General features: G+C 62.0%; 17 protein-coding genes. 9 read left to right on the top strand and 8 right to left on the bottom strand.

Features of this window, described 5'->3' with window-relative positions:
• Positions 1-101: 101 nt before the first annotated feature.
• From H4684_RS01800 to H4684_RS01790, 3 genes are all read right to left on the bottom strand, one after another.
• Complete coding sequence (locus H4684_RS01800; RefSeq protein WP_015774631.1) at positions 102-374, bottom strand: HU family DNA-binding protein; 273 nt, start codon at positions 372-374, stop codon at positions 102-104.
• Positions 375-669: 295 nt separating this feature from the next.
• On the bottom strand, positions 670-1,518 hold the full coding sequence (rsmA, locus tag H4684_RS01795) for a 16S rRNA (adenine(1518)-N(6)/adenine(1519)-N(6))-dimethyltransferase RsmA (RefSeq protein WP_192622627.1): 849 nt from the start codon (positions 1,516-1,518) through the stop codon (positions 670-672).
• Positions 1,460-1,969, bottom strand: coding sequence for a DUF2062 domain-containing protein (locus H4684_RS01790; protein WP_092189206.1), 510 nt, complete (start codon positions 1,967-1,969; stop codon positions 1,460-1,462). Before H4684_RS01790 ends, rsmA begins: the two co-directional genes overlap by 59 nt.
• Here H4684_RS01790 and H4684_RS01785 point away from each other — a divergent pair.
• Positions 1,950-2,174 (top strand): hypothetical protein, encoded by a 225-nt coding sequence (locus H4684_RS01785; protein WP_192622626.1) that lies wholly within the window; start codon positions 1,950-1,952, stop codon positions 2,172-2,174. The genes H4684_RS01790 and H4684_RS01785 overlap by 20 nt on opposite strands.
• On the opposite strand, the gene H4684_RS01780 is transcribed toward H4684_RS01785, so the two are convergent.
• Together H4684_RS01780 and tpx are read right to left on the bottom strand one after the other, a co-directional pair.
• Positions 2,155-2,661, bottom strand: a complete 507-nt coding sequence (locus H4684_RS01780) for a ferritin (RefSeq protein ID WP_092189208.1) — start codon at positions 2,659-2,661, stop codon at positions 2,155-2,157. The two genes, H4684_RS01785 and H4684_RS01780, sit on opposite strands and share 20 nt — an antisense overlap.
• Positions 2,662-2,690: 29 nt before the next feature.
• Positions 2,691-3,203, bottom strand: a complete 513-nt coding sequence (gene tpx / locus H4684_RS01775; RefSeq protein ID WP_192622625.1) for a thiol peroxidase — start codon at positions 3,201-3,203, stop codon at positions 2,691-2,693.
• Between the two features lie 141 nt (positions 3,204-3,344).
• Between tpx and H4684_RS01770 the strand changes: the two genes are divergently transcribed.
• The gene (locus tag H4684_RS01770; RefSeq protein WP_318779602.1) at positions 3,345-4,718 is read left to right on the top strand and encodes an alkaline phosphatase family protein; all 1,374 of its coding nucleotides are present in this window, start codon (positions 3,345-3,347) and stop codon (positions 4,716-4,718) included.
• Positions 4,719-4,725: 7 nt separating this feature from the next.
• Positions 4,726-6,900: an ATP-dependent helicase gene (locus H4684_RS01765; RefSeq protein WP_192622624.1), complete on the top strand. Its 2,175-nt coding sequence runs from the start codon at positions 4,726-4,728 to the stop codon at positions 6,898-6,900.
• A gap of 65 nt (positions 6,901-6,965) precedes the next feature.
• On the opposite strand, the gene H4684_RS01760 is transcribed toward H4684_RS01765, so the two are convergent.
• Both H4684_RS01760 and H4684_RS01755 read right to left on the bottom strand, forming a co-directional pair.
• On the bottom strand, positions 6,966-9,086 hold the full coding sequence (locus tag H4684_RS01760; RefSeq protein WP_192622623.1) for a SulP family inorganic anion transporter: 2,121 nt from the start codon (positions 9,084-9,086) through the stop codon (positions 6,966-6,968).
• 259 nt (positions 9,087-9,345) lie between these two features.
• Positions 9,346-10,197, bottom strand: coding sequence for a universal stress protein (locus tag H4684_RS01755; RefSeq protein WP_192622622.1), 852 nt, complete (start codon positions 10,195-10,197; stop codon positions 9,346-9,348).
• Between the two features lie 224 nt (positions 10,198-10,421).
• Between H4684_RS01755 and H4684_RS01750 the strand changes: the two genes are divergently transcribed.
• Positions 10,422-11,396: a TrmO family methyltransferase domain-containing protein gene (locus H4684_RS01750; protein ID WP_192622621.1), complete on the top strand. Its 975-nt coding sequence runs from the start codon at positions 10,422-10,424 to the stop codon at positions 11,394-11,396.
• 287 nt (positions 11,397-11,683) lie between these two features.
• A complete protein-coding gene (locus H4684_RS01745; RefSeq protein WP_092189222.1) occupies positions 11,684-13,276 on the top strand; it encodes a DEAD/DEAH box helicase in 1,593 nt (530 codons plus the stop codon).
• A gap of 123 nt (positions 13,277-13,399) precedes the next feature.
• Here the strand turns inward: H4684_RS01745 and H4684_RS01740 are convergent, their stop codons facing one another.
• Complete coding sequence (locus H4684_RS01740; protein WP_092189224.1) at positions 13,400-13,894, bottom strand: rubrerythrin family protein; 495 nt, start codon at positions 13,892-13,894, stop codon at positions 13,400-13,402.
• 764 nt (positions 13,895-14,658) lie between these two features.
• On the opposite strand from H4684_RS01740, the gene H4684_RS01735 reads away from it, so the two are divergent.
• The 4 genes from H4684_RS01735 to H4684_RS01720 all read left to right on the top strand — a co-directional run bounded on the left by H4684_RS01735 (position 14,659) and on the right by H4684_RS01720 (position 21,043).
• On the top strand, positions 14,659-15,255 hold the full coding sequence (locus H4684_RS01735; RefSeq protein WP_092189226.1) for a TetR/AcrR family transcriptional regulator: 597 nt from the start codon (positions 14,659-14,661) through the stop codon (positions 15,253-15,255).
• Positions 15,256-15,326: 71 nt separating this feature from the next.
• Positions 15,327-16,475 carry an efflux RND transporter periplasmic adaptor subunit gene (locus H4684_RS01730; RefSeq protein WP_092189228.1) on the top strand — a complete coding sequence of 383 codons (1,149 nt, stop codon included), beginning with the start codon at positions 15,327-15,329 and terminating at the stop codon, positions 16,473-16,475.
• Between the two features lie 9 nt (positions 16,476-16,484).
• The gene (locus tag H4684_RS01725; protein ID WP_192622620.1) at positions 16,485-19,640 is read left to right on the top strand and encodes an efflux RND transporter permease subunit; all 3,156 of its coding nucleotides are present in this window, start codon (positions 16,485-16,487) and stop codon (positions 19,638-19,640) included.
• Positions 19,628-21,043, top strand: coding sequence for an efflux transporter outer membrane subunit (locus H4684_RS01720; protein ID WP_192622619.1), 1,416 nt, complete (start codon positions 19,628-19,630; stop codon positions 21,041-21,043). The genes H4684_RS01725 and H4684_RS01720 overlap by 13 nt, the downstream gene beginning before the upstream one ends.
• Positions 21,044-21,052: the final 9 nt, after the last annotated feature.

Genomic DNA, 21,052 nt, shown 5'->3' with positions numbered 1-21,052 from the left:
ACTCCGAAAAAAATGGCATGATCAGGCTGCCACCAGGGCAAATCCTGAGGCAGTGGGCTTTGAACAGTTTCCCCATGCAGCATAGGTCCCCCTCGCGGTAATTACTTGATTGCGTCTTTGAGTTCCTTGCCGGGCCGGAACTTGACAACCTTGCAAGCAGGAATCTTCAGTTCTTCGCCGGTGCGGGGGTTACGTCCGGTGCGAGCCTGACGCTCTTCAACCACGAACGTTCCAAAGCCGGTGAGGGTCATCTTCTTTTCGGTCACCAGGGTTTCCTGGACGGCCTTCAGAAATTCGGTCAGCGCGCGCTCGGCATTCGCTTTGGTCAATCCAGCCTTCTCCGCCATCTTTGCAACCAATTCAGCTTTCGTCATCAGTCTTCCTCCTTTGCAGTAAATTACCAACGGGTGCGTGAAACTCTCCAGAAGTCTCATGGGCTCACAACCGTCAACACTTGGCACATTCAGCCTGATCTTGAAATTTTCCGGACACGGCTGCGACACTTCCTACTGGAAGGAAAGAAACATGTCCATAGGGCTTCAGCACTTAGCCCACCGCCCTTTCCGGCGCAAACGCTCAGTCGGCAGGCAAACAGAATTTCACTTGCAAAGTCAAGCTTATTTTCAAAAAAACTCCGGCAAACCCTTCCCAGACGGGCGTTTTGGGCATCTAGCCCTCCTTTTTTTGGGGGGCAAGAACCCGGGACAGGGAGCGCAACGCTTCTGGGCTCAATTCCTCGGGACGAATTCGCCTGTCAACGCCCAGTTCCGCGCACCATGCCTCGACCGCCCCGGACCAGTGGGCCTTGAGAATGGTACCCAGCTGCTTGCGACGCTGCTGAAACAGGATCTTCACTGTCCAGGACAGGGCGGCGGCGTCATCCCAGGCCGGATCGGGCCGGGGCAGAAAACGTACAATGGCCGAGTCGACCTTGGGCTGCGGACGAAAAACATGGGGCGGAACCGTGAACACATATTCGCCACGCACGAAATTTCCGACCCATGCCGAGAGCGCCCCGTAGGTCCGGCTCCCTTCCCTGGCCGTAAGCCGCAGGGCCACCTCCTTTTGAACCATGAAAAGCATGCTCCTGAAAGATCGGCACCGGCTGACCATCTCCCATATCATGGGCGAGGCCACATTGTAGGGCAAGTTTCCGATCAGGGACAGGCCGGGCAGGCGCCGCGTTGCTTCCCAGCAGAAATCCAGCCCGTCGGCATGCACCACGCCCACGGTGGGGAATTCCGACTTGATCCAGTTCACCAGTTCCGTGTCCTTTTCAAGAGCCATGACCGGGCCGTCGTGCCCGGCCAGGATGCGGGTCAAGGCGCCTCTGCCCGGGCCGATCTCAAGCACCGGATCTCCGGGCGCAAGCTCAAGGCTGGCGACAATGCGCCTGCAGATGTTGGGATCGGACAGAAAATTCTGCCCAAGGGAACGCTTGGGGGCGAAAAAGGATGACCTATCCACGGCGTGGCATCCGGCGCTGTCGTTCGAGCCGTCGCTTGGCACGACGGTCATGATAGATGAGCACGGCGCGAAGCGTGATGAAGTACGTGACAATGGCCAGCGGAATGCCGGCGATGAATCCGCCCAGAGTGGTGATGAGCAGCCACTTCCAGCTACGCTGCAAAAGCTCCAGGAGCGGAAGGTTCACGAACTCGTGGATGCTCAGATGTGCAACTTCCACCGGAACGAAGACCTTGCCCAGCATGTACAGCAGGGGAAAAATCAGGGCCCAGTTGAAGGGGTTGCTCCACCAGGTGCCAAGAGCCGCGGCGATGACATTGCCTCGCAGGACAAAGGCCAGGGCCACGGCTATGGCCATCTGCAAGGACAGAAAAGGCAATGCGCCGGCGAACACGCCCAAGGCCATCCCCAGAGCGATGGACTCGGCAGGGGCCTTGATGCGCACGACGCGCAGGTAGGTGTAGCGGCTCAGACGAGCGATCTTGACCCAGATTTTTTCCATGAATCCACATAAAAAAAGGCAGTTGGAACATCCAACCTGCCTTGGTTTTCGGCATATTCAAGTAACCTTCGCCGTCGATGTATTGCCCTGCCGTGCGGATTGTCAATTTATTTCAATCCGCGCCGCGCCAGGCTTCGGCGAATCTGCAAAAGAAAAGGGGCAGGACGATCCGCCTGCCCCGAACCTCAAGCCACCGGGGGAGTAAACACCCGCGTGGCCATATCCCTGTCCATCATGAACAGCCCTCCGCCGTCGGTTCCAAGAAGGCGCAGCTTCTGCACGACCTCGTTCACGCTGTCCTCTTCCTCGACCTGCTCTTCCACGAACCAGCCCAGAAAGCTGGCCGTGGCATGGTCCTTTTCCTCGATGGCCAGGTTCATCAGGTCGTTGATGCGGCCCGTGATGTAGGCCTCGTGCTGGCGTGCGGCTTCCATGGCCGCCAGGGGGCTCTCCCACTCGAACTGGGGCTTCTCGATGGCCTCCAGGGTGACCCGGCCGCCACGCTCGCTCAGATAGTTGAAGAACTTCATGGCGTGGAAGGTCTCCTCCTGATTCTGAACCGTCATCCAGTTGGCGAAGCCGCCCAGATTCCTGTCCTTGAAGTAGGCCACCATGGCCAGGTAGAGATAGGCGGAAAACATTTCCGCGTTGATCTGATCGTTGAGCGCTTTTTCCATATTGGCACTAATCATCGGGAACTCTCCTTGAGGACTGTTTGAAATTAAATCAGCTTCTTGACCGCTTCAAGCACCGCCGCATAGTCGGGTTCGTTCGTCAGTTCGGGCACGACCTGCACGTAGGCCACCTTGCCGCCTGCATCGACCACGAAGATCGCCCGGGCCAGCAGACGCAGTCCGTCGATGAGCACGCCGTACGCCTGGCCAAAGGACGCGGTCTGATAGTCGGAAACGGTCTGCACATTCTCGACGCCCGCGTTGCCGCACCAGCGTTTCTGGGCAAAAGGCAGATCCATGCTCACGGTCAGGATCTTGACCTTGTCGCCAAGATTCTGGGCTTCCTGATTGAAGCGCCGAGTTTCCATGTCGCAGACCGGAGTATCTAATGACGGCACGGCGGAAATCACCACTACCTTGCCCTTGAAATCGGAAAGGGACACCGGACCAAGATCATTGTTGACCACGGTGAAATCGGGAGCGTCCATGCCGGGAGTGATCTCCGGGCCGAGCAGGGTCAGAGGATTCGCCTTCATTGTCACTACGTTATCTCTTTTCATCGTGAACTCCATTGTTTGAGGCCTCGGTGCCGCGACTCGCCACGGCGAAACCGATCCGGCCGGTTTATCGGTAGCAGTTTGCAATCTAATGTTTGCATCCATTCGCGCAAGGGGGAAGAGTGCATTTTCGGTCCGGAAGATGTGTTTTCGCCTCAAAACGCCCCGCCCCGTCCTCTGGCCAACCGCCCTCGCCCCTGCTACACCGCCCCCATGCACGCTCCCCGACTGGTTTTTCTCGGCCTGGACGGCCTCCCGTGGTCACTGGCCCAAAATCTCTGCGCCCAAGGCCTGCTCCCGAGCCTCGCCACCATCGCGGGCTCTCCCTGGTGCCGGGCCATCCGGGCCGAACTGCCCGAACTCTCGCCCGTGAACTGGACAAGCCTCTTCACCGCCGCAAACCCAGGTGAACACGGAGTCTTCGGATTCACGCGCATGGACCCGCAAAGCTATGAGCTTCAGTTCACGGACTTCACCCATGTCCACGGGGCCACGATCTTCGAGCGACTGGCGGACAAAGGGCTTTTCGCCAAGGCCCTCAACATGCCCAACCTGGCTCCCGTCCGCCCCATGCGGGCCATGCTCGTGGCCGGATTCCCCGCCCAGGACCTGCGCACGTCCGTGCATCCCCCGGCCCTGGCGGGCATCCTGGCCGACCACGAATACACCATCGAGGCCGACACCGTGCGCGGGTCCACGGACCCGGGCTTTCTGCTCGAAGACCTGCACCGCAGCCTGGCCTGCCGGGAGCGCGCCCTGGATCTGATGTGGCCGGATCTGGCCTGGGATCTCTTCTTCTTCGTGCTCACGGAGACCGATCGCCTCGGCCATTTTCTCTTTCCCGCGCTGGTCGAGCCCTACCATCCGTGGCGCTCCGAGGCCTTGCGCTTCATGGCCGCCTGGGACCGCCTCATCGGAAAATTCTTCGAGCGCTATCATGACCTGCCCGGCCCCAAGCGCCTGCTGATCATGGCCGACCACGGCTTCACGACCCTCACCCAGGAGGTGGATCTCAACGTGTGGCTACGCGACCAGGGGCTCTTGCACCTTTCCCGCCGGCCCGCCAGCGAATGGGACACGCAGGCCATGGGCCCGGCCACGCGGGCCTTTGCCCTTGACCCGGGGCGCATCTACCTGCACACCAAGGAGCGTTTCGCGCGCGGCACCCTCTCCGCCGCCGAGGCGGACCAGCTCGGCCAGGACCTCATCCGCGCCCTGTCCGGCCTGACTCACAACGGCCGCAAGATCATCCGTCACGTGCACCTTGGCCGGGACATCCATCATGGCTCAAAGGCGCATCTCGCCCCTGATCTGGTGCTGGTCCCGGAGCCCGGATTCGACCTGAAGGGCAAATTCGGCCGCACCGGCATGTTCGGCCATTTCGGCCGCCAGGGCATGCATACGGCTGACGACGTGTTTTTTTACGATTCCATGGGCTCCTCGGCCCGCACACCGACAGAGGTCGGCCAGACGATTCTGGACCACTTCGACATTCCCGCCGCCACCCGTGGGGCCTGAAACAATCATGCGCATCGACTATCAAAACGACTTGAATCCCGCCCAATACGAAGCCGCGACCACCCTTGACGGACCGATTCTGGTCATCGCCGGAGCCGGCTCGGGCAAGACCCGCACCATTGTCTACCGCCTGGCCCGGCTGGTCGAGTCCGGCGTGTCCCCGGCCGAAATCCTGCTCCTGACCTTCACCCGCAAGGCCTCCTCGGAGATGCTGCACCGCGCGGAAGGGCTCCTTGGCCACCAGGGACTCGGAAACGTGCGCGGCGGCACCTTCCACGGCTTCGCCTACTCATTGCTCAAGCAGCACGCAGGACTGCTCGGCTTCGAGCGCGGGGCCACGGTCATGGACCGTTCCGACGGGGAAGAGATACTGAGCCAGGCCAAGGATCGCCTGAAGATCGGCAAGGGCGACCGCAAATTTCCCAAGCGGGCCACCGTGCTCGGACTGTACAGCAAGAGCCGCAACAAGGAACTGACCCTCGAACAGGTGCTGCGCCAGGAAGCCTATCATCTCGGCGCCTACGAGGACGACCTGACCCGCCTCCTCGAAGAGTACGAGCGCATCAAGCGCGAATGCGGCCTGCTGGACTACGACGACCTGCTCTTTCTGCTGGAGCGTCTGCTGACCGAGCACCCGCACGTCCGCGACGCGGTGACCTCGTCCATCTCCCACATCATGGTCGACGAATACCAGGACACCAACCTCGTGCAGGCGCGGCTGGTGCGCCTTTTGACCAAGCCCGGCGACACCAGCCCCAACGTCATGGCCGTGGGCGACGACGCGCAGTCAATCTATGCCTTTCGCGGCGCCAACGTGCGCAACATCCTGGATTTTCCCAAGATATTCCAGGGCACCCGCGTCATCAAGCTGGAGCAGAACTACCGCTCCACCCAGCCCATCCTGGAACTGACCAACGCCATCCTGGACGGCTTTCGCGACAAGTTCGCCAAACGCCTCTTCTCCGAACGCACCGACTCCCGCCTGCCCGAACACGTCCTGCCCTTTTCGGACCGCAGCCAGGCCCGCCTGGTCACGGCCAAGGTGACGGAACTCGCGCGCACCTACCCCCTCGACCAGATCGCCATTCTCTTCCGGGCGGGGTATCAATCGTACCATGTGGAAGTTGAGCTGAACAAGATCGGACTCGGGTTTCGCAAATACGGAGGGATAAAATTCTCCGATGCCGCGCACATCAAGGACGTCCTGGCCTGCCTGAGACTCAGCCAGAACACCTCGGATCTTCCTGCCTGGCAACGCATCCTCGGCAATGTGCCCGGCATCGGCCCCAAGAGCGCGCAAAAAATCCATCACGCGGCCATGATAAACGATCAGGCCTTCATCAAGGCCCAGCGCGCCAAACGCCCGGCCCTCGACGATCTGCTGCGCGTGCTCGACACCCTGCGCACCCAGGTCATGCGACCTTCCACGGCCATCACCTTCGTGCTCGAATACTATCAGCCGGTCCTGCGCGAAAAATTCCCCGACGACTACCCGCGCCGCGAGGCAGGGCTCGAAGAGCTGACCCAGATCTCCTTGAGTTACGACGACATCCCATCTTTCCTGGGCGACCTGAGCCTTGACAGCCCCGACGCGGAGGAAGACCGGGGCCAGGCCGTGACCCTGTCCACGGTCCATTCGGCCAAGGGGCTGGAATGGGACGCGGTGCTGGTCATCGACCTGGTCGAGGACCGCTTCCCTTCGCGCCACGCCATGAACGACAACGACGACTTCGAGGAGGAGCGCCGCCTCCTGTACGTGGCCTGCACCCGCGCCCGCGACAGCCTGACCCTCTTTTCCCCCGAAACCCTCTACAGCCGGGAGCTTGCAGCCACCACTCCGGCTCGGGTCAGCCCCTTTCTACAGGATATTCCCTCTCACCTGCTGTCCCGGTATCGCGAACAGTTCACGGGAGGCGTTGGCCTCCAGACCCTGCCCACGCCGCGCCGCGCACCGGAAGGCACGTCTTCCCAGAGCTCCCGCCCCGGCCCGGGCGAGGATTTCGCGGCCCCGACGCCAAGACCCGCATCCAGCACCCAGACCCCGGTGCAGGGCACCTACTGCCGGCACAAGATCTTCGGCCGCGGCAAGGTCGTCCAACGCGTGGAGCCGAACAAATACAAGATCAACTTCCCCGGATTCGGACTCAAGCTCATCATCGAGGATTTCGTGGAACTGGAATAGAAAACGGGGCGCGTTTGCCGAACACGCCCCGCTTTCATTTCATGGCCGGAATTTTCAAGCGCCCGTCAGCAGACCATGACCTTGACGTGGGCGAAAAGCGCGTCGTCCTCCACTTCCTGGCCCAGCCGGGCGAAGATGGCCTTGAGGGCCTGACACTCCGTGGCAAAGATGTTTTCGTCGCCGATGCGCTCATAAAGTCCGGTGGCCCGCATCACGTCGAGCACCTGCTTCTTGAGCCCCGAAAAGACGATCTGCACGCCGGTCTCGCGCAGCTGCCCCACCAGATTCTGCAGCATCTCCTCGCCCGATGAATCCATGGAATTGATGGCATCCCCGACCACCAGCAGAAATTTCGCGTCCTTGTGTTCGGCCACAGCCCCCAGCACCATGTCCTCGAAATACGTCACATTGGCGAAATACAGCGAGCCGTCGAAGCGCATGACCGTGACCAGGGTCGAGGTCGCCAGGGCCTTGTGTACGCTCACGTCCCGCAGGGTTCCGTCGGCATAGCGCCCGAGCACCGCCACACGCGGGGCCATGGTGCGATAGAGGTAGAGGCCGATGGACAGGGCCGCCCCGGTCATGATGCCCTTGTCCAGATGCGGCGCTGCGAGCAGCGTCACGGCGAAGGTCACCAGGGCGACGACGCCGTCTCCCCTGTTGGCCTTCCACGTGTGCATGAAGGCGTGGGGCGTGATCAGGCTGGTGACTGCCATGACAATAATTACGGCCAGCACGGCCTTGGGCAAGTGGTGGAGCAGGGGCGTAAAGAACAGCAGGGTCACGGCCACGAAGACGCCGTTGAAGACCATGGCCAGCCCTGTTTTTGCCCCGGCCTGCATGTTGATGGCCGAGCCGGTGAAGGATCCGCAGGCCGGATAGGCCTGAAAAAAAGACCCGCCGATATTGGCCAGCCCCTGACCTATGAGTTCCTGATTGGGATCGACATGCTGCCGCGCCTTGCTGGCCAGGGCCTTGGCCATGGAGATGGACTCCATGAAGGCGACCAGGGCGATGATCAGGGCCGAGGGCAGCAATTGCATCACGGCATCGAGGCTCAGCGTCGGGATGGTCAGGGCCGGCAGCCCCGCCGGGACCGGCCCGACGACATCCCCGCCGCCGACCAGCTTCATGACTCCATGATCGACGCTCTTGATGTGCCAGGCGCGGTCATCGGTCTGCATGCCCTCCGGAGAGTCGCCAAGCAGGTAGAGACGGCCAGTCTCCTCGCCTTCAGGGCGCACGAAGCGCAGTTGCCGCACGCCGCGCAGAAGCTCGTTGTGCCGCCGCTCCAGGGAGTGCATGTCCAGCCGCGCGAGCTCGGTCTGGTGCCGCAGTCCTGCGGCCATCCACACTGAGCCGTCCTTTTCCGCCCGCCGCTGCCGCGCGGAAAGCTCGGCCACCTCGCCGCCCAGATGTTCCATCCGTCGCAGATTTTCTTCATACTGGATCACGAGATCCCGGGCCCGAGGGGTTGCCAGGTCGTCGAGCACGGCGGTACCGCGCTGGTCGTAGCCGATGGCGGCGCTGACCACTATGGTGATGACCACCGCGACGAGAACGCTGGCCTTGGACAGGGGCGGAATCCTCTTGATGACGAGAATGAGGGCCAGCCCGAAGAAGGTCATCCCCAGAGTCGGCAAATGGGTCTGCGGGAGCAGCCGGAGCATTTCCCAGACATCCCCCAGAAAAAAGTCGCTGCGGCCCTTGGGGATGCCCAGCAGCAGGTCCAGCTGGGACAGGCCGATGATGATGGCGGCCGCGTTCATGAACCCGAGGATGACCGGATGGGACACGAAATTGACGATGGTGCCGAGTTTGATCACACCCAAAAGAAATTGCACGAGACCCACCAGCAGGGTCAGAAGCAGGGCGAAACCGATGTATTCAGGCGTGTTCGAGACCGCAAGCGGAGTCACGGCAGCGGCGGTCATGAGCGAAACGATGGCCACCGGCCCCGTGGCCAGCTGCCTGGACGATCCCCACAGGGCCCCTATGATGGCCGGCACAAAGGCCGTGTACAGGCCGAAATACAGCGGCAGGCCCGAGAGCTGGGCATAGGCCATGGCCTTGGGGACAAGCACCAGCGCGCCGGTGATCCCGGCCATCAGATCGGCCCGCACGACCAGCGCGCTGAACGGAAACCAAGCGAGAAAGGGAAAGAATCGCAAAAGCCTGACCGACATGAGACCATTCCTTGTCAGATGATTCGATGTTCAAAAATTACAACGCCCAGGCTGTTCCAAAATGGTGAGATGGGAGGAACAAAAAAAATCGAGGGCCCGCACCTGCCGCTCAGTCAAATTTTCCTATTGAAGCCGGAGTCCGTTCAAAATTCGTTCTGGCAAGGCGCGAGCCGATTCTGAAGGGCGATGTGTAGCTTACCTACATGAGCCCTTCAGAATCGGGGAGCAACGCAGTCCAGAACGGATTTTGGACGGGCTCCTAGGCGGTGACCACCAGCACCGCGCAGTGCGCCCACCCGCAGACTTCCTTGGTCACCCGGCCGCCGAACATTTTGGGCAGCGGCCCCGAAACCATGCCGCCGATCATGATCATGTCCACGTTGCGTTCCTCGGCGGCGCGCACGATGACGTTCGATGCATGCCCAACCCCGGCCACGGCCTCAAAGTGAATCCGCGGCCACTTTTCCCGGCCTCGGGCACAGATGTCCTCGACCATTTTTTCGGCCTCGGGCAGACCGCTCTCCCGCCGCGCGACCGCCACGAAGGTCAGCCTCTCCAGGGTCACGCAGCAGAGCCCCAGACTCAGGGCCTCCTCGACGGCCAGACGACTGTTGGGCGAATCGTCCACGGCCACCAGCACATGGGACCCGGTCATCGTGAAATCCTTGGGGAGCATGAGCACCATGGGAAAACCGAGCCCGATGACCTTCGAAGTCATGCTGCCCACCATCAGATACAGCCGTCCGGCCCGGCCATGACGGCCCATGATGATGACATCGGCCTCGCGCATCCTGGCCTGCTCGACGATGGCGTGCTCGGGCACCGAGGAACCGACCACCACGGTCTCGCACTCCACCCCGCTGTCCCTGGCCATCTTGCGGATGTCCTCCATGTACGGAGCGATCTCCTGCTGAGCGCGGGTGACCCTGGCGTTGGCGGATTTGAGGGATTCGACATCGATTTTGACCACATGCAGAACAATCAGCCGGGCACCGCAGGCCTGCCCGAAAAAGATGGCCTCCTGCAGCGCTCCGTCACTGAAAATGGAGCCGTCCGTGGCCAGAAGCAGAGTCTTGGCTTCACCCAGAAGGCTGGTGGAGAAGCGGTTCATGCGCGCTCCGAGGTTGTGGTTGAAAACGTATCAAGTGCTACCCTTTTCACAATTTCAATACAAGCATCGCCCCAAATTTCACTTGGAAACCGTCATGTGATTTACACCGAAAAGCCACGGAGGATGAGCGAGGGTGGATCGAGGACGCCTTGCATTTGACGGCCAAAATGACGGGCGGTAAGCATGATGTTCGAGGCCCCAAAACCGCAGCAAGGATATTACTCATGAACCCTCGCGTCATCGGCACCGTCCGCTCCCATCTCGTCAGCCGTGACCAGTGCCCGAAATACGGCGATACCTCCATGCCCCCGGTCTGGATCGAGCTGGCCCCGGACTTCGAGCCCGCAGCCACGGACCTTCAGGTCGGAGACGCCATCCTGGTCCTGACCTGGATGCACAAGGGCGATCAGGCCGTGCTGCGCTGCCACCCTCAGGGGAACCGCAAATTGCCCATGCGCGGCATCTTCTCGACCCGTTCCCCCGACCGCCCCACACCCATCGGCCTGCATGCGGTTCGCATCCTCGGCCGCGAGGGTCTGCGCTTGAAGGTGCACCCCCTTGAGGTCATCGACGGAACTCCCGTCATCGACATAAAGCCCGACAACGCCACGCTCCAGGGCACAGCCGAATTCTCATCCCTGGTCAATCCCGATACGGGCCAGGCCATTCTCTCGGCCGCCCGCGACGGCTGGCTGCGTGGACTCTTCGCCGGATTCAACGGCAACGTGAGCATGCGACAAGGGGAGCGCGTTGTGATCACGGCCACGGGCAGTGCCAAGGGACACCTTGGGCCCCGGGATCTGGCCGTGGTAGATCTGGCCACGGGAACGCCCCTGACATCGGTGCGGGCCTCCTCGGAGCTTGCCGTACATCTTGAGGTGTACCGCAACCAGCCCCTGGCCCGGGCCATCGTGCACACCCATCCGCCGAAACTTCTGGCCCTGTCCCTGCGCGGGGAAGGTCCTCTTCTTGACCTGCCCCTCTTCGAAGGCCGGGTCTTCGCCGACAAGCTGACCCGCGTGCCCGCCCACCGGCCTGGCACCCCGGAACTGGGGCAAGCAGTGGGCGTGGCCAGCAGGGATTTCGAGGCCGTATTCATGGACAACCACGGACTTGTCTGTCGCGGGGAAACCATGACTCAGGCCCTGGGACTCTCCGAGGAATTGGAAAGTCTGGCCGGGATCGCCATGCGGCGCTAAGCCCGAAGCCTGGGGGGGAGCCTGAACTCGCCCCCTTTCATTTCTTTTCGATTTTAAAAATTATCTCTTGCCAAGCCCAAAAGTAAAATATATATACCCCGAGCATTTCTTGAGGGGATTCCTCCTTTTCCGCACGACCTTTCTTGAGCATGTTCGCTCTTCGATCCGGTTCCACACGTTTTCGAAATGCTTGTTTCCCGCCTTGGACAGTCGGCCTCACGGTAAGGGCCCGGTTCCAGAGCCGGGTTTTCTTTTGACCGCGAGGCTCATGCCCGCAAGGTATTAATATGACTACATTTTCTGATTTAGGCTTATCCGAACTGACCATCCAGGCTCTGTCCCGTAAGGGTTTCGAAGAGCCAACCCCCATCCAGATCAAGACCATCCCGGCCGTATTGACCGGGGAGAACGACATCGTCGCCCAGGCCCAGACCGGCACTGGCAAGACTGCGGCCTTTGGCTTGCCGCTGCTCGAAATGCTCGACCCTGACATCCGCACGGTGCAGGCCCTCGTTCTCGCCCCGACCCGCGAACTGGCCATCCAGGTGGCCGAGGAGATCAACTCCCTGCGCGGCGGCCGGACCATCAACGTCGCCCCCATCTATGGCGGCCAGTCCATGGATATCCAGCTCAGAAGCCTCAAGAAGGGCGTGTCCGTGGTTGTCGGGACACCGGGCCGCGTGCTCGACCACCTGCGCCGGGGCAGCCTCAATCTTTCGGGCATCCGTTTCCTGATCCTCGACGAGGCCGACGAGATGCTGAACATGGGCTTTCTGGACGACGTGCTGGAGATCATGGAACAGACGGGCTCCGAAAAACGCACCATGCTCTTCTCCGCGACCATGCCGCCTGAAATCCTGCGCATCGCCAAGAAATACATGGGCGATTATCAGGTCATTAGGGCCGAATCCAACCAGCTGACCGCCCCCCAGACCGACCAGATCTACTTCGAGGTCGCCATGAGCGACAAATTCGAGGCCCTGTGCCGGATCATCGACATGGAGTCGGAATTCTACGGACTTGTCTTCACCCGCACCAAGGTCGACGCCGACGCCGTATCCCAGCGCCTCATGGAACGCGGTTACGACGCGGACACCCTGCACGGCGACATGTCCCAGAGCCTGCGCGAGAAGATCCTGATCAAGTTCAAGAAGAAGCTGGTCACGATCCTGGTCGCCACCGACGTGGCCGCGCGCGGCATTGACGTCCACGACCTGACCCACGTCATCAATTTCGATCTGCCTCATGACCCGGAAGCCTACGTGCACCGCGTCGGCCGCACCGGCCGGGCCGGCAAGCAGGGCATTGCCATCACCTTCATCACGCCGTCCGAGTACCGCCGTCTGCAGTTCATCAGCAAGCATGCCCGCACAGACATCCGCAAGGCCAGGCTGCCCAAGGTCTCCGATGTCATCGACATGAAGAAGGGACGCATCCGTGCGGAACTGCAGGAAATCATGACCACGGAGCCGGAGCTTGAATTCATGGGCATGGCCCAGGAACTCCTCGACCAGAGCAAGCCCCGCGAAACCCTGGCCGCCCTGTTGCAGTACATGTTCCAGGAGGAGCTTGACGCCTCCAACTACAAGGAGATCGGAGACGCCTTCGTGGTGGACAAGACGGGCAAGTCCCGCCTCTTCGTGACCCAGGGCCGCAAGGATGGTCTGACGCCCAAGCGTCTGCTGACCTTCCTTGGCGACAAGTGCAACATCCCGCCCAAGAAAATCTGGGACATCCAGATCATGGAAACCTTCGCCTTTGTTTCCTTGCCCTTCCATGATGCCGAAAGGGTGCTGGCCATGTTCAACAAGGGCAAGGGCACCGAACTGGCCTTCACCAAGGCCAAGGCCCGCCCGAGCGCCCCGGCCCCCAGAAGATAACACCCGAAAATAATCCACAAAAAAAGGCCGTGCAGTGATGCATGGCCTTTTTCATTTGAAAAGCCGCGCTCCCGAAAGGGGAACGCGGCTTTTCCAGCAATCCGGCGGGAAGGCTCAAGGCCTCTAGGCCACGACGCCGTATGCCTTGGCCGGCGCGCCGCAGATCGGACACTTTTCGGTAGGCTCGCCTTCATGGATGTGACCGCAGATGCTGCAGACATAGTAGTCCACTGCCGCCAGCTCACCCATCTTTTCCGCCGCCTTGGAGTAGAGGTTTGCGTGGCATTCCTCGGCCTGGTTGGCGAAAACGAAATATTTCTCGGCAGCCTTTTCGCCTTCGGCCTGGGCATCGGCGATCATGGCCGGATACATGGACTTGAATTCATGCGTTTCACCGGCCACGGCTTCCTTGAGATTCTCGGCCGTGGAGCCGATACCCTTCATGAGGCGAAGGTGGGCATGGGCGTGAATGGTCTCGGCGTGCGCCGCAGCCCGGAACAACTTGGCAACCTGCGGCAGCCCTTCTTCTTCGGCCTTCTTGGCGAAAGCCAGATACTTACGGTTGGCCTGGGATTCTCCGGCAAAAGCCTCTTTCAAATTCTCGGTGGTCTTGCTCATTGGTATTCTCCTTGAATGTTTTTGTTATCAGGAATAATTCTCATCTTGCTAATAAATGCCCCTGCAAAGTGCAAGTACTTTTTTTTTCAACACAAGGCCATGACGGAAACGGACCGCCGGTCGCACATTACCCCTTAATCTCCCCAATCTTCTTCAAACAATGACTCCAATCCTCCCACAATCACGGCCAGCAATCACCCGCCAGCACCACAAGCCCATGGTGGCAACGGAGCACTAATCGCGTAACACCCTAACCCTCCGAAATCTTTCCAACATTCTGACTCCAACCCTCCCTCAATCACGACCAGCAACCACCCGCCAGTACCTCAAGCCCATGATGGCAACGGAGCACTAATCGCGCAACACCCTAAATCTCCGAAATCTTATCAATATTCTGACTCCAACCCTCCCTCAATCACGACCAGCTACCACCCGCCAGTACCTCAAGGTCCGTTGCCGTCATGGTCTTGAGGCGCGTCGGCTGTCTGACTGAGCCAGGCATCGTTTGTTGAATCGTTGCCGGGCGCACTGCCCAGAAATTTCCGCCCTGCACGCAACGATTCAACTCTACGAGGCCCGCGAAGGAGTTCCGGCGGGCCTCAAGGCCATGGCGGCAACGGGCCGCTGGCCGCACAAATCCCTAATCTCTTCAATCTTTTTAGCATTCTGACTCCACCCCTCCGCACAATCACACCAAAATTTCTTCCTTCCACCTCACATTTTGCTCTTGACGACAAAGTGAACGGTCGTTAACTAGCCCCTCCATGGCAAAGAGACTCACCACCATAATCCGTCGCGAACAGATCGCCGAAGCGGCCCTCGCACTGGTTGCCGACCAGGGTGTCGGGGCCCTCACCGCGCGCAACGTGGCCCGCGCCGTGGGCGTGACCGCGCCGGCCCTGTACAGGCATTTTCCAGGCGGCAAGGCCGACATACTGGCCAGCGTCCTGGACCTGCTCGACGACGTCAAGACCGAAGGAATCCGCCAGGCCATCAAGGAACCGGGCCCCGCACTGACCAAGCTGCGCCGCTGCTACGACCTGCACATCAGCGTGGTCGAGCGCTACCGGGCGCTACCCAACCTCGTGCTCTCGGACGCGCTGTGGAGTGACGAGAACCACCTGCGGGAGCGCCTGCTGAAGAACCATCAGCGGCACCAGTCCGAGGTGGCCGGGATCATCCGCCAGGGCCAGATTGCCGGGGAAATCCGCGACGACATCGATGCCGATGAGATCTTCGTGCAGTTTCTGGGTCAGTTCCTGACCATCGCCATCCTGTACAGCAGGCGCGGCGACATGATTGATCCCAAGACCCAGGCCGAGGCCAACTGGAAAATGTTTGTCCGAGGCGTATCCCCTTAATTTTTTTTTGCCCTTAAAGTGAACGACCGTTCACATAATATTTTCAAAACAAGAAATCCTGGAAGGACCAAATGAAGAAAATACTTATTCCCGTTGTCGTCGTGGTCGCCGTCGGCCTTGGCTATCTCGCCTGGAACAAGCCGTCGCAAGCCAACCAGCCAGCCGCAGCCCAGGTTGCTCCCGCTCCGGAAGTGGCCGTGGTCACCATGCAGGAAACAAACGTCCGTCTGACCACGGAATTGCCGGGACGCACCGCCGTATACCAGATGGCCGAGATCCGGCCGCAGGTGGGCGGCATCATCCTGAAGCGGGCCTTTGAGGAAGGGACCGAGGTCAAATCCGGCGATCTGCTCTACCAGATCGACCCTTCGACCTATGAAGTGGCCGTGGCCCGCGCCAAGGCGGCAGTGGCCAAGGCCAAGGCCGAACTGGAGCCCGCCCGGCTGAAAGCGGTGCGCTATCGTGACCTGATCCGCACCAAGGCCGTCAGCCAGCAGGACCACGACGAGGTCCAGGCCGCCCTGGCCCTGGCGGAGGCCAATGTGGCCGCGGCGCAGGCCGAGCTTGGCGCCGCGCACATCGATCTTGAGCGGACCAGGGTCCTCTCGCCCATAAGCGGCCGCATCGGTCGGTCCACCATCACCCCGGGCGCCCTGGTCACGGCCAATCAGGCCCAGGCCATGGCCACGGTGCAGCAACTCGACCCCATCTATGTGGATCTCACCCAGTCCAACGTTGAACTTTTGCGCATGAAGCACGCCCTCAAGAGCGGGGCCGTCCAGTCCGCCGGCGCAGCCGCGACAAAAGTCCGCCTGATCCTCGAAGACGGCGCAACCTATGCCCATGAGGGCATCCTGCAACTGGCCGAGGCCAGCGTGGATCAGAGCACCGGCTCCGTCACCCTGCGCGCCGTCTTCCCCAACCCCGAACGCGACCTTCTGCCGGGCATGTACGTCCGCGCCGTCGTCGAGGAGGGGGTGCTGGCCAATGCGCTGCTCATTCCGCAACAGGCCGTGGTCCGCGACGCGCATGGCAAAGCCATGGCCATGATCGTGGACGGCGAGGAAAAGGTGGCTGTCCGCCCCCTGGAACTGGACCGGGCGGTCGATGGTGACTGGGTTGTGCGCCAGGGACTGGCCGCCGGAGACCGAGTGGTCGTCGAAGGTTTGCAGAAGGCGCGCCCCGGCGTGCAGGTCCGTGTCGCAAAAGACACAATGTAAGGAGCTCTCATGGCACATTTTTTCATCAATCGCCCGGTATTCGCCTGGGTTCTGGCCATCGCCGCCATGCTTGGCGGCGTGCTGGCCATAACCGGCCTGCCCATATCCCAGTATCCGCCCATCGCTCCGCCTTCCGTGGCCATCAGCGCGACCTATCCCGGCGCCTCCGCCAAGACGCTCGAAGACGCGGTCACGCAGGTCATCGAACAGAAGATGAAGGGCATCGACAACCTGGACTACATGTCCTCGACCAGCCAGTCCTCGGGTCAGGCCGAAATCACCCTGACCTTCAAGGCCGGCACCAACCCGGACATTGCCCAGGTGCAGGTCCAGAACAAGCTGCAGCTGGCCATGTCGCTGCTGCCGCAGGAAGTGCAGGCCCAGGGCGTGCAGGTCACGAAAGCGGTCAGAAACTTCGTGCAGGTACTCGGATTCGTGTCCGAGGACGGCTCCATGGCCAGGGCCGAACTGGCCGACTATGTGGCCGCCAATGTGCTCGACGGCATGAGCCGCGTGGAAGGCGTCGGCGAGGTCACCCTGTTCGGCTCGCAGCACGCCATGCGCATCTGGCTCAACCCTGACAAATTGCACTCCTACAGCCTCACGCCCGCCGACGTCGCGGCAGCCATCAAGGCCCAAAATGCCCAGATATCCGCAGGACAGCTGGGCGGACTGCCCTCTGTGGAGGAACAGCGCATCAACTTCACGGTCAGCGTTCAGGATCGCCTGCAGACTCCGGAGCAATTCCGGAACATCCTCCTGAAAGTGCATACCGACGGCTCCACGGTGCGACTGGGCGACGTGGCCAAGGTGGAACTGGGCGCCGAGAATTCGCAGATCGTCTCCCGCTTCAACGGTCAGCCCGCGGCGGCCCTAGCCATCAAGCTGGCCACCGGCGCCAACGCCCTGAAGACCGTCGAGGCCATCGCCGAATACACGGACAGCATCAGCTCGACCTTTCCGGCCGGGATGAAGGTCGTGGAAGCCTTCGACACCACGCCCTTCGTGCGCATCTCCATCGAGGAGGTGATCCGCACCCTGCTTGAAGCCGTCGTGCTGGTCTTTCTGGTCATGTACCTCTTTCTGCAGAACTTCCGGGCCACGCTCATCCCGACCATCGCCGTGCCCGTGGTTCTGCTCGGCACCTTTGGGGTGCTGGCGGCCTTTGGCTACTCCATCAACACCCTGACCATGTTCGCCATGGTCCTGGCCATCGGCCTGCTGGTGGACGACGCCATCGTCGTGGTCGAGAACGTCGAGCGCATCATGCACGAGGACGGCCTGTCGGCCAAGGACGCGACCCATCTGTCCATGACCCAGATCTCCGGGGCCCTGGTCGGCATCGCCCTGGTGCTGTCCGCCGTGTTCGTGCCCATGGCCTTCTTCGGCGGGTCCACGGGCGTCATCTACCGCCAGTTCTCCATCACCGTGGTCTCGGCCATGGTCCTCTCCGTCCTGGTGGCCCTGATCCTGACCCCGGCCCTGTGCGCCACAATGCTAAAGCCCGCCAAGCCCGGCCAGGGCAAACGCGGCTTCTTCGGCCTGTTCAACCGCGGCTTCGACCGCACGGCCAATGGGTATCAGAAGCTGGTCGGGTCCATGACCCGGCGCTGGGGCCGCTCGCTGGTCCTCTATGCGCTCATCCTCGCGGCCATGATGTTCCTGTTCCAGCGCCTGCCCACGGGTTTTCTTCCCGACGAGGACCAGGGCATCCTCTTCGTGCAGGTCCAGCTGCCCATCGGCGCGACCCAGGACCGCGCCCTTGATGTGCTGGAGCGCATCGAAAATCACTTCCTGGAAACCGAGAAGGACTCCGTGCAATCGCTCATGGCGGTGGCTGGCTTCAGCTTCGCCGGAAGCGGTCAGAACACGGCCATGTGCTTCGTGCGTCTCAAGGACTGGAGCGTGCGCAAGACTCCCGACATGCACGTCAAAGCCATCGCCGGACGGGCCATGGCCGCGTTCTCGCAGTACCGCGACGCGCAGGTCTTCGCCTTTTCCCCTCCTGCGGTGATGGAACTGGGCAACGCGGCCGGGTTCGACTTCGAGTTGCAGGACATGGCGGGCCTCGGCCACGAAAAGCTCACGGCCGCCCGCAACCAGCTCCTCGGCATGGCCAGACAGCATCCTGACCTGGCCATGGTCCGCCCCAACGGTCTGGATGACACGCCGCAGTACCGCATCGACATCGATTGGGACAAGGCAGGCGCCCTGGGCCTTGCCGTGTCCGATGTGACCGGCGTCATCGCCACGGCCTGGGGCAGCTCCTACGTCAACGACTTCCTGGACAAGGGCCGCGTCAAGAAGGTCATCATGCAGGGCGAGGCACCCTACCGCATGATGCCCGAGGATCTGGCCCGGTGGCATGTGCGCGGAAAATCCGGCCAGATGGTGCCCATGTCGAGCTTCGCCACGGCGCACTGGACCTCGGGCTCGCCGCGCCTGGAGCGCTACAACGGCGTTCCGGCCATGCAGATTCTCGGCGCGCCCGCTCCGGGCAAGAGCTCCGGGCAGGCCATGGCGACCATGGAGAGCCTGGCCAGTCAGTTGCCCGAAGGCATCGGCTTCTCCTGGACCGGCCTGTCCTTCCAGGAACGTCAGGCAGGCTCGCAGACCATCATGCTCTACGGTCTCTCCATCATCGTCGTATTCCTGTGCCTGGCGGCCCTGTATGAAAGCTGGAGCCTTCCCGCATCGGTCATCCTGGTCGTGCCCATCGGCGTCGTCGGAGCCCTGGCCGCCGTCAGTCTGCGCGGCCTGACCAATGACGTCTACTTCCAGGTCGGCCTGCTCACGACCATGGGCCTGGCGGCCAAAAACGCCATCCTCATCGTCGAGTTCGCCAAGAGCCTGGCCGAATCGGGCATGGATCTCATGACCGCGGTGGTCGAGGCGGCCCGGCAACGTCTGCGGCCCATCCTCATGACCTCCCTGGCCTTCGGCCTTGGCGTCCTGCCCCTGGCCCTGAACTCCGGCGCGGGTTCGGGCGGACAGAACTCCATCGGCACGGGCGTCATCGGCGGCACCATCGCCTCGACCATCATCGGCTCCCTGCTCATCCCGGTCTTCTTCGTCATCGTGGCCAAGCTGGGACTTTCCCGCAAGGAACCCAAAAAATCGACCACTCGCGCCATCATCCCCGGAGGGCACCCATGCGAAGATTGATACTCGTGATCGCGCTCGTCGCCTTGAGCGGCTGCGCCACCCTCGCTCCTGAACGGGAGCGCCCGGCCATGCCCGTGCCCGAGGCCTGGAACGCACCGACCCAGACCGGCCCCCTGGCCGGAGTGGACGAGCTTGGCTGGCGAGACGTGTTCCCCGACTCGGCCCTGCAAAAGCTCATATCCACGGCCCTGAACCAGAACCGAAGCCTGCGTCAGGCCGTGCTGGCCATGGACAAGGCCCGCGCCCAGTTCGGCATCGCCCGCGCCGACCGTATCCCGAACATCGACGCCTCGGGCCAGAACTCGAACCAGCGTCTGCCTGCGGACCTGCACGGCGGGATCGAGGGCATTGACCGGCAGTGGAACGTGGGGCTTGGAATCTCCTCCTTCGAGCTTGACTTCTTCGGCCGGGTGAAGAGCCTTGAGGACTCGGCCCTGGAGAGCTACCTGGCCACGGAGGAGGCCCGGCGGGCCGCGCACATCAGCCTCGTGTCCCAGGTCGCAAGGGGCTATCTGACCCTGGCCGGAGACCGCGAACATCTTGCTCTGGCCCGGGAAACCCTTGAAAGCCGCCAGGCAACCCTTGATCTGACCATGGCCCAACTGGCCCACGGCATGAGCACGGAACTGGCCCGCCATCAGGCCGAGGAAGTCGTGGCCGTGGCCCAGGCCGAGGTCGCGCGCCTCACGGCCCAGGTGGCCATGGATGAAAACGCCCTGGCCGTGCTGGTCGGCGTGCCCGTCCCGGAACTCGGCCTCCCGGCCCGGGCCATAAACGACGTGGCCCTGCGCACGACGGTGGAGCCGGGGCTTCCGTCGGAGCTTTTGACCAGGCGCCCGGACATCCTGGAGGCCGAACACCGCCTGTGGGCCGCGGGCGCGGAAATTGGCGCCGCACGGGCGGCCTTCTTCCCGCGCATCGGACTGACCACGACGGCCGGTTTGGCCAGCCTGGAACTGACCGACCTGTTCGATTCGGCCCAGCGGGCCTGGACCTTCGTGCCCAGCATCACCCTGCCCCTCTTTGACGCGGGCCGGAACACGGCCAGACTTGAGGCGGCCAAGGCGGAGCAGCAGATCAGAGTCGCGCAATACGAGCAGACCATCCAGAACGCCTTTCGAGAAGTCTCCGACGCCCTGGCCAAAAACCAGGGCTACGAAGGCCAGGTCAAAGCCCAGGCCAGGCGCGCGGCAAGCGCGGAGAAGAGCCGCCTGCTGGTCGATCAGCGTTTTTCGGCGGGCCTTGAGAGCGCCTTTGCCGTGCACGACGCGGAACGCACCCTCTTCACGGCCAGACAAAACCTGCTCGACGCCCGCCTGGCCCGGAAGCTGGCCATGGTCGAGCTTTTCACCGCACTTGGCGGTGGCTGGCAGGAAAACGGGCTGCATGCCTCGGCTCAATAGCAACCAATT

This window comes from Desulfomicrobium macestii, from assembly GCF_014873765.1.
GTDB lineage: Bacteria > Desulfobacterota > Desulfovibrionia > Desulfovibrionales > Desulfomicrobiaceae > Desulfomicrobium > Desulfomicrobium macestii.
The sequence above is the reverse complement of the archived record's forward strand: the minus strand, read 5'-3'. Positions and strand labels throughout refer to the sequence as shown.

What these genes read in the sequence shown, in the direction of transcription:
- H4684_RS01800 (WP_015774631.1), bottom strand. Translation starts at nt 374, where the DNA reads ATGACGAAAGCTGAATTGGTTGCAAAGATGGCGGAGAAGGCTGGATTG.
- rsmA (WP_192622627.1), bottom strand. Translation starts at nt 1,518, where the DNA reads ATGACCGTCGTGCCAAGCGACGGCTCGAACGACAGCGCCGGATGCCAC.
- H4684_RS01790 (WP_092189206.1), bottom strand. Translation starts at nt 1,969, where the DNA reads ATGGAAAAAATCTGGGTCAAGATCGCTCGTCTGAGCCGCTACACCTAC.
- H4684_RS01780 (WP_092189208.1), bottom strand. Translation starts at nt 2,661, where the DNA reads ATGATTAGTGCCAATATGGAAAAAGCGCTCAACGATCAGATCAACGCG.
- tpx (WP_192622625.1), bottom strand. Translation starts at nt 3,203, where the DNA reads ATGAAAAGAGATAACGTAGTGACAATGAAGGCGAATCCTCTGACCCTG.
- H4684_RS01765 (WP_192622624.1), top strand. Translation starts at nt 4,726, where the DNA reads ATGCGCATCGACTATCAAAACGACTTGAATCCCGCCCAATACGAAGCC.
- H4684_RS01760 (WP_192622623.1), bottom strand. Translation starts at nt 9,086, where the DNA reads ATGTCGGTCAGGCTTTTGCGATTCTTTCCCTTTCTCGCTTGGTTTCCG.
- H4684_RS01755 (WP_192622622.1), bottom strand. Translation starts at nt 10,197, where the DNA reads ATGAACCGCTTCTCCACCAGCCTTCTGGGTGAAGCCAAGACTCTGCTT.
- H4684_RS01750 (WP_192622621.1), top strand. Translation starts at nt 10,422, where the DNA reads ATGAACCCTCGCGTCATCGGCACCGTCCGCTCCCATCTCGTCAGCCGT.
- H4684_RS01745 (WP_092189222.1), top strand. Translation starts at nt 11,684, where the DNA reads ATGACTACATTTTCTGATTTAGGCTTATCCGAACTGACCATCCAGGCT.
- H4684_RS01740 (WP_092189224.1), bottom strand. Translation starts at nt 13,894, where the DNA reads ATGAGCAAGACCACCGAGAATTTGAAAGAGGCTTTTGCCGGAGAATCC.
- H4684_RS01735 (WP_092189226.1), top strand. Translation starts at nt 14,659, where the DNA reads ATGGCAAAGAGACTCACCACCATAATCCGTCGCGAACAGATCGCCGAA.
- H4684_RS01730 (WP_092189228.1), top strand. Translation starts at nt 15,327, where the DNA reads ATGAAGAAAATACTTATTCCCGTTGTCGTCGTGGTCGCCGTCGGCCTT.
- H4684_RS01725 (WP_192622620.1), top strand. Translation starts at nt 16,485, where the DNA reads ATGGCACATTTTTTCATCAATCGCCCGGTATTCGCCTGGGTTCTGGCC.
- H4684_RS01720 (WP_192622619.1), top strand. Translation starts at nt 19,628, where the DNA reads ATGCGAAGATTGATACTCGTGATCGCGCTCGTCGCCTTGAGCGGCTGC.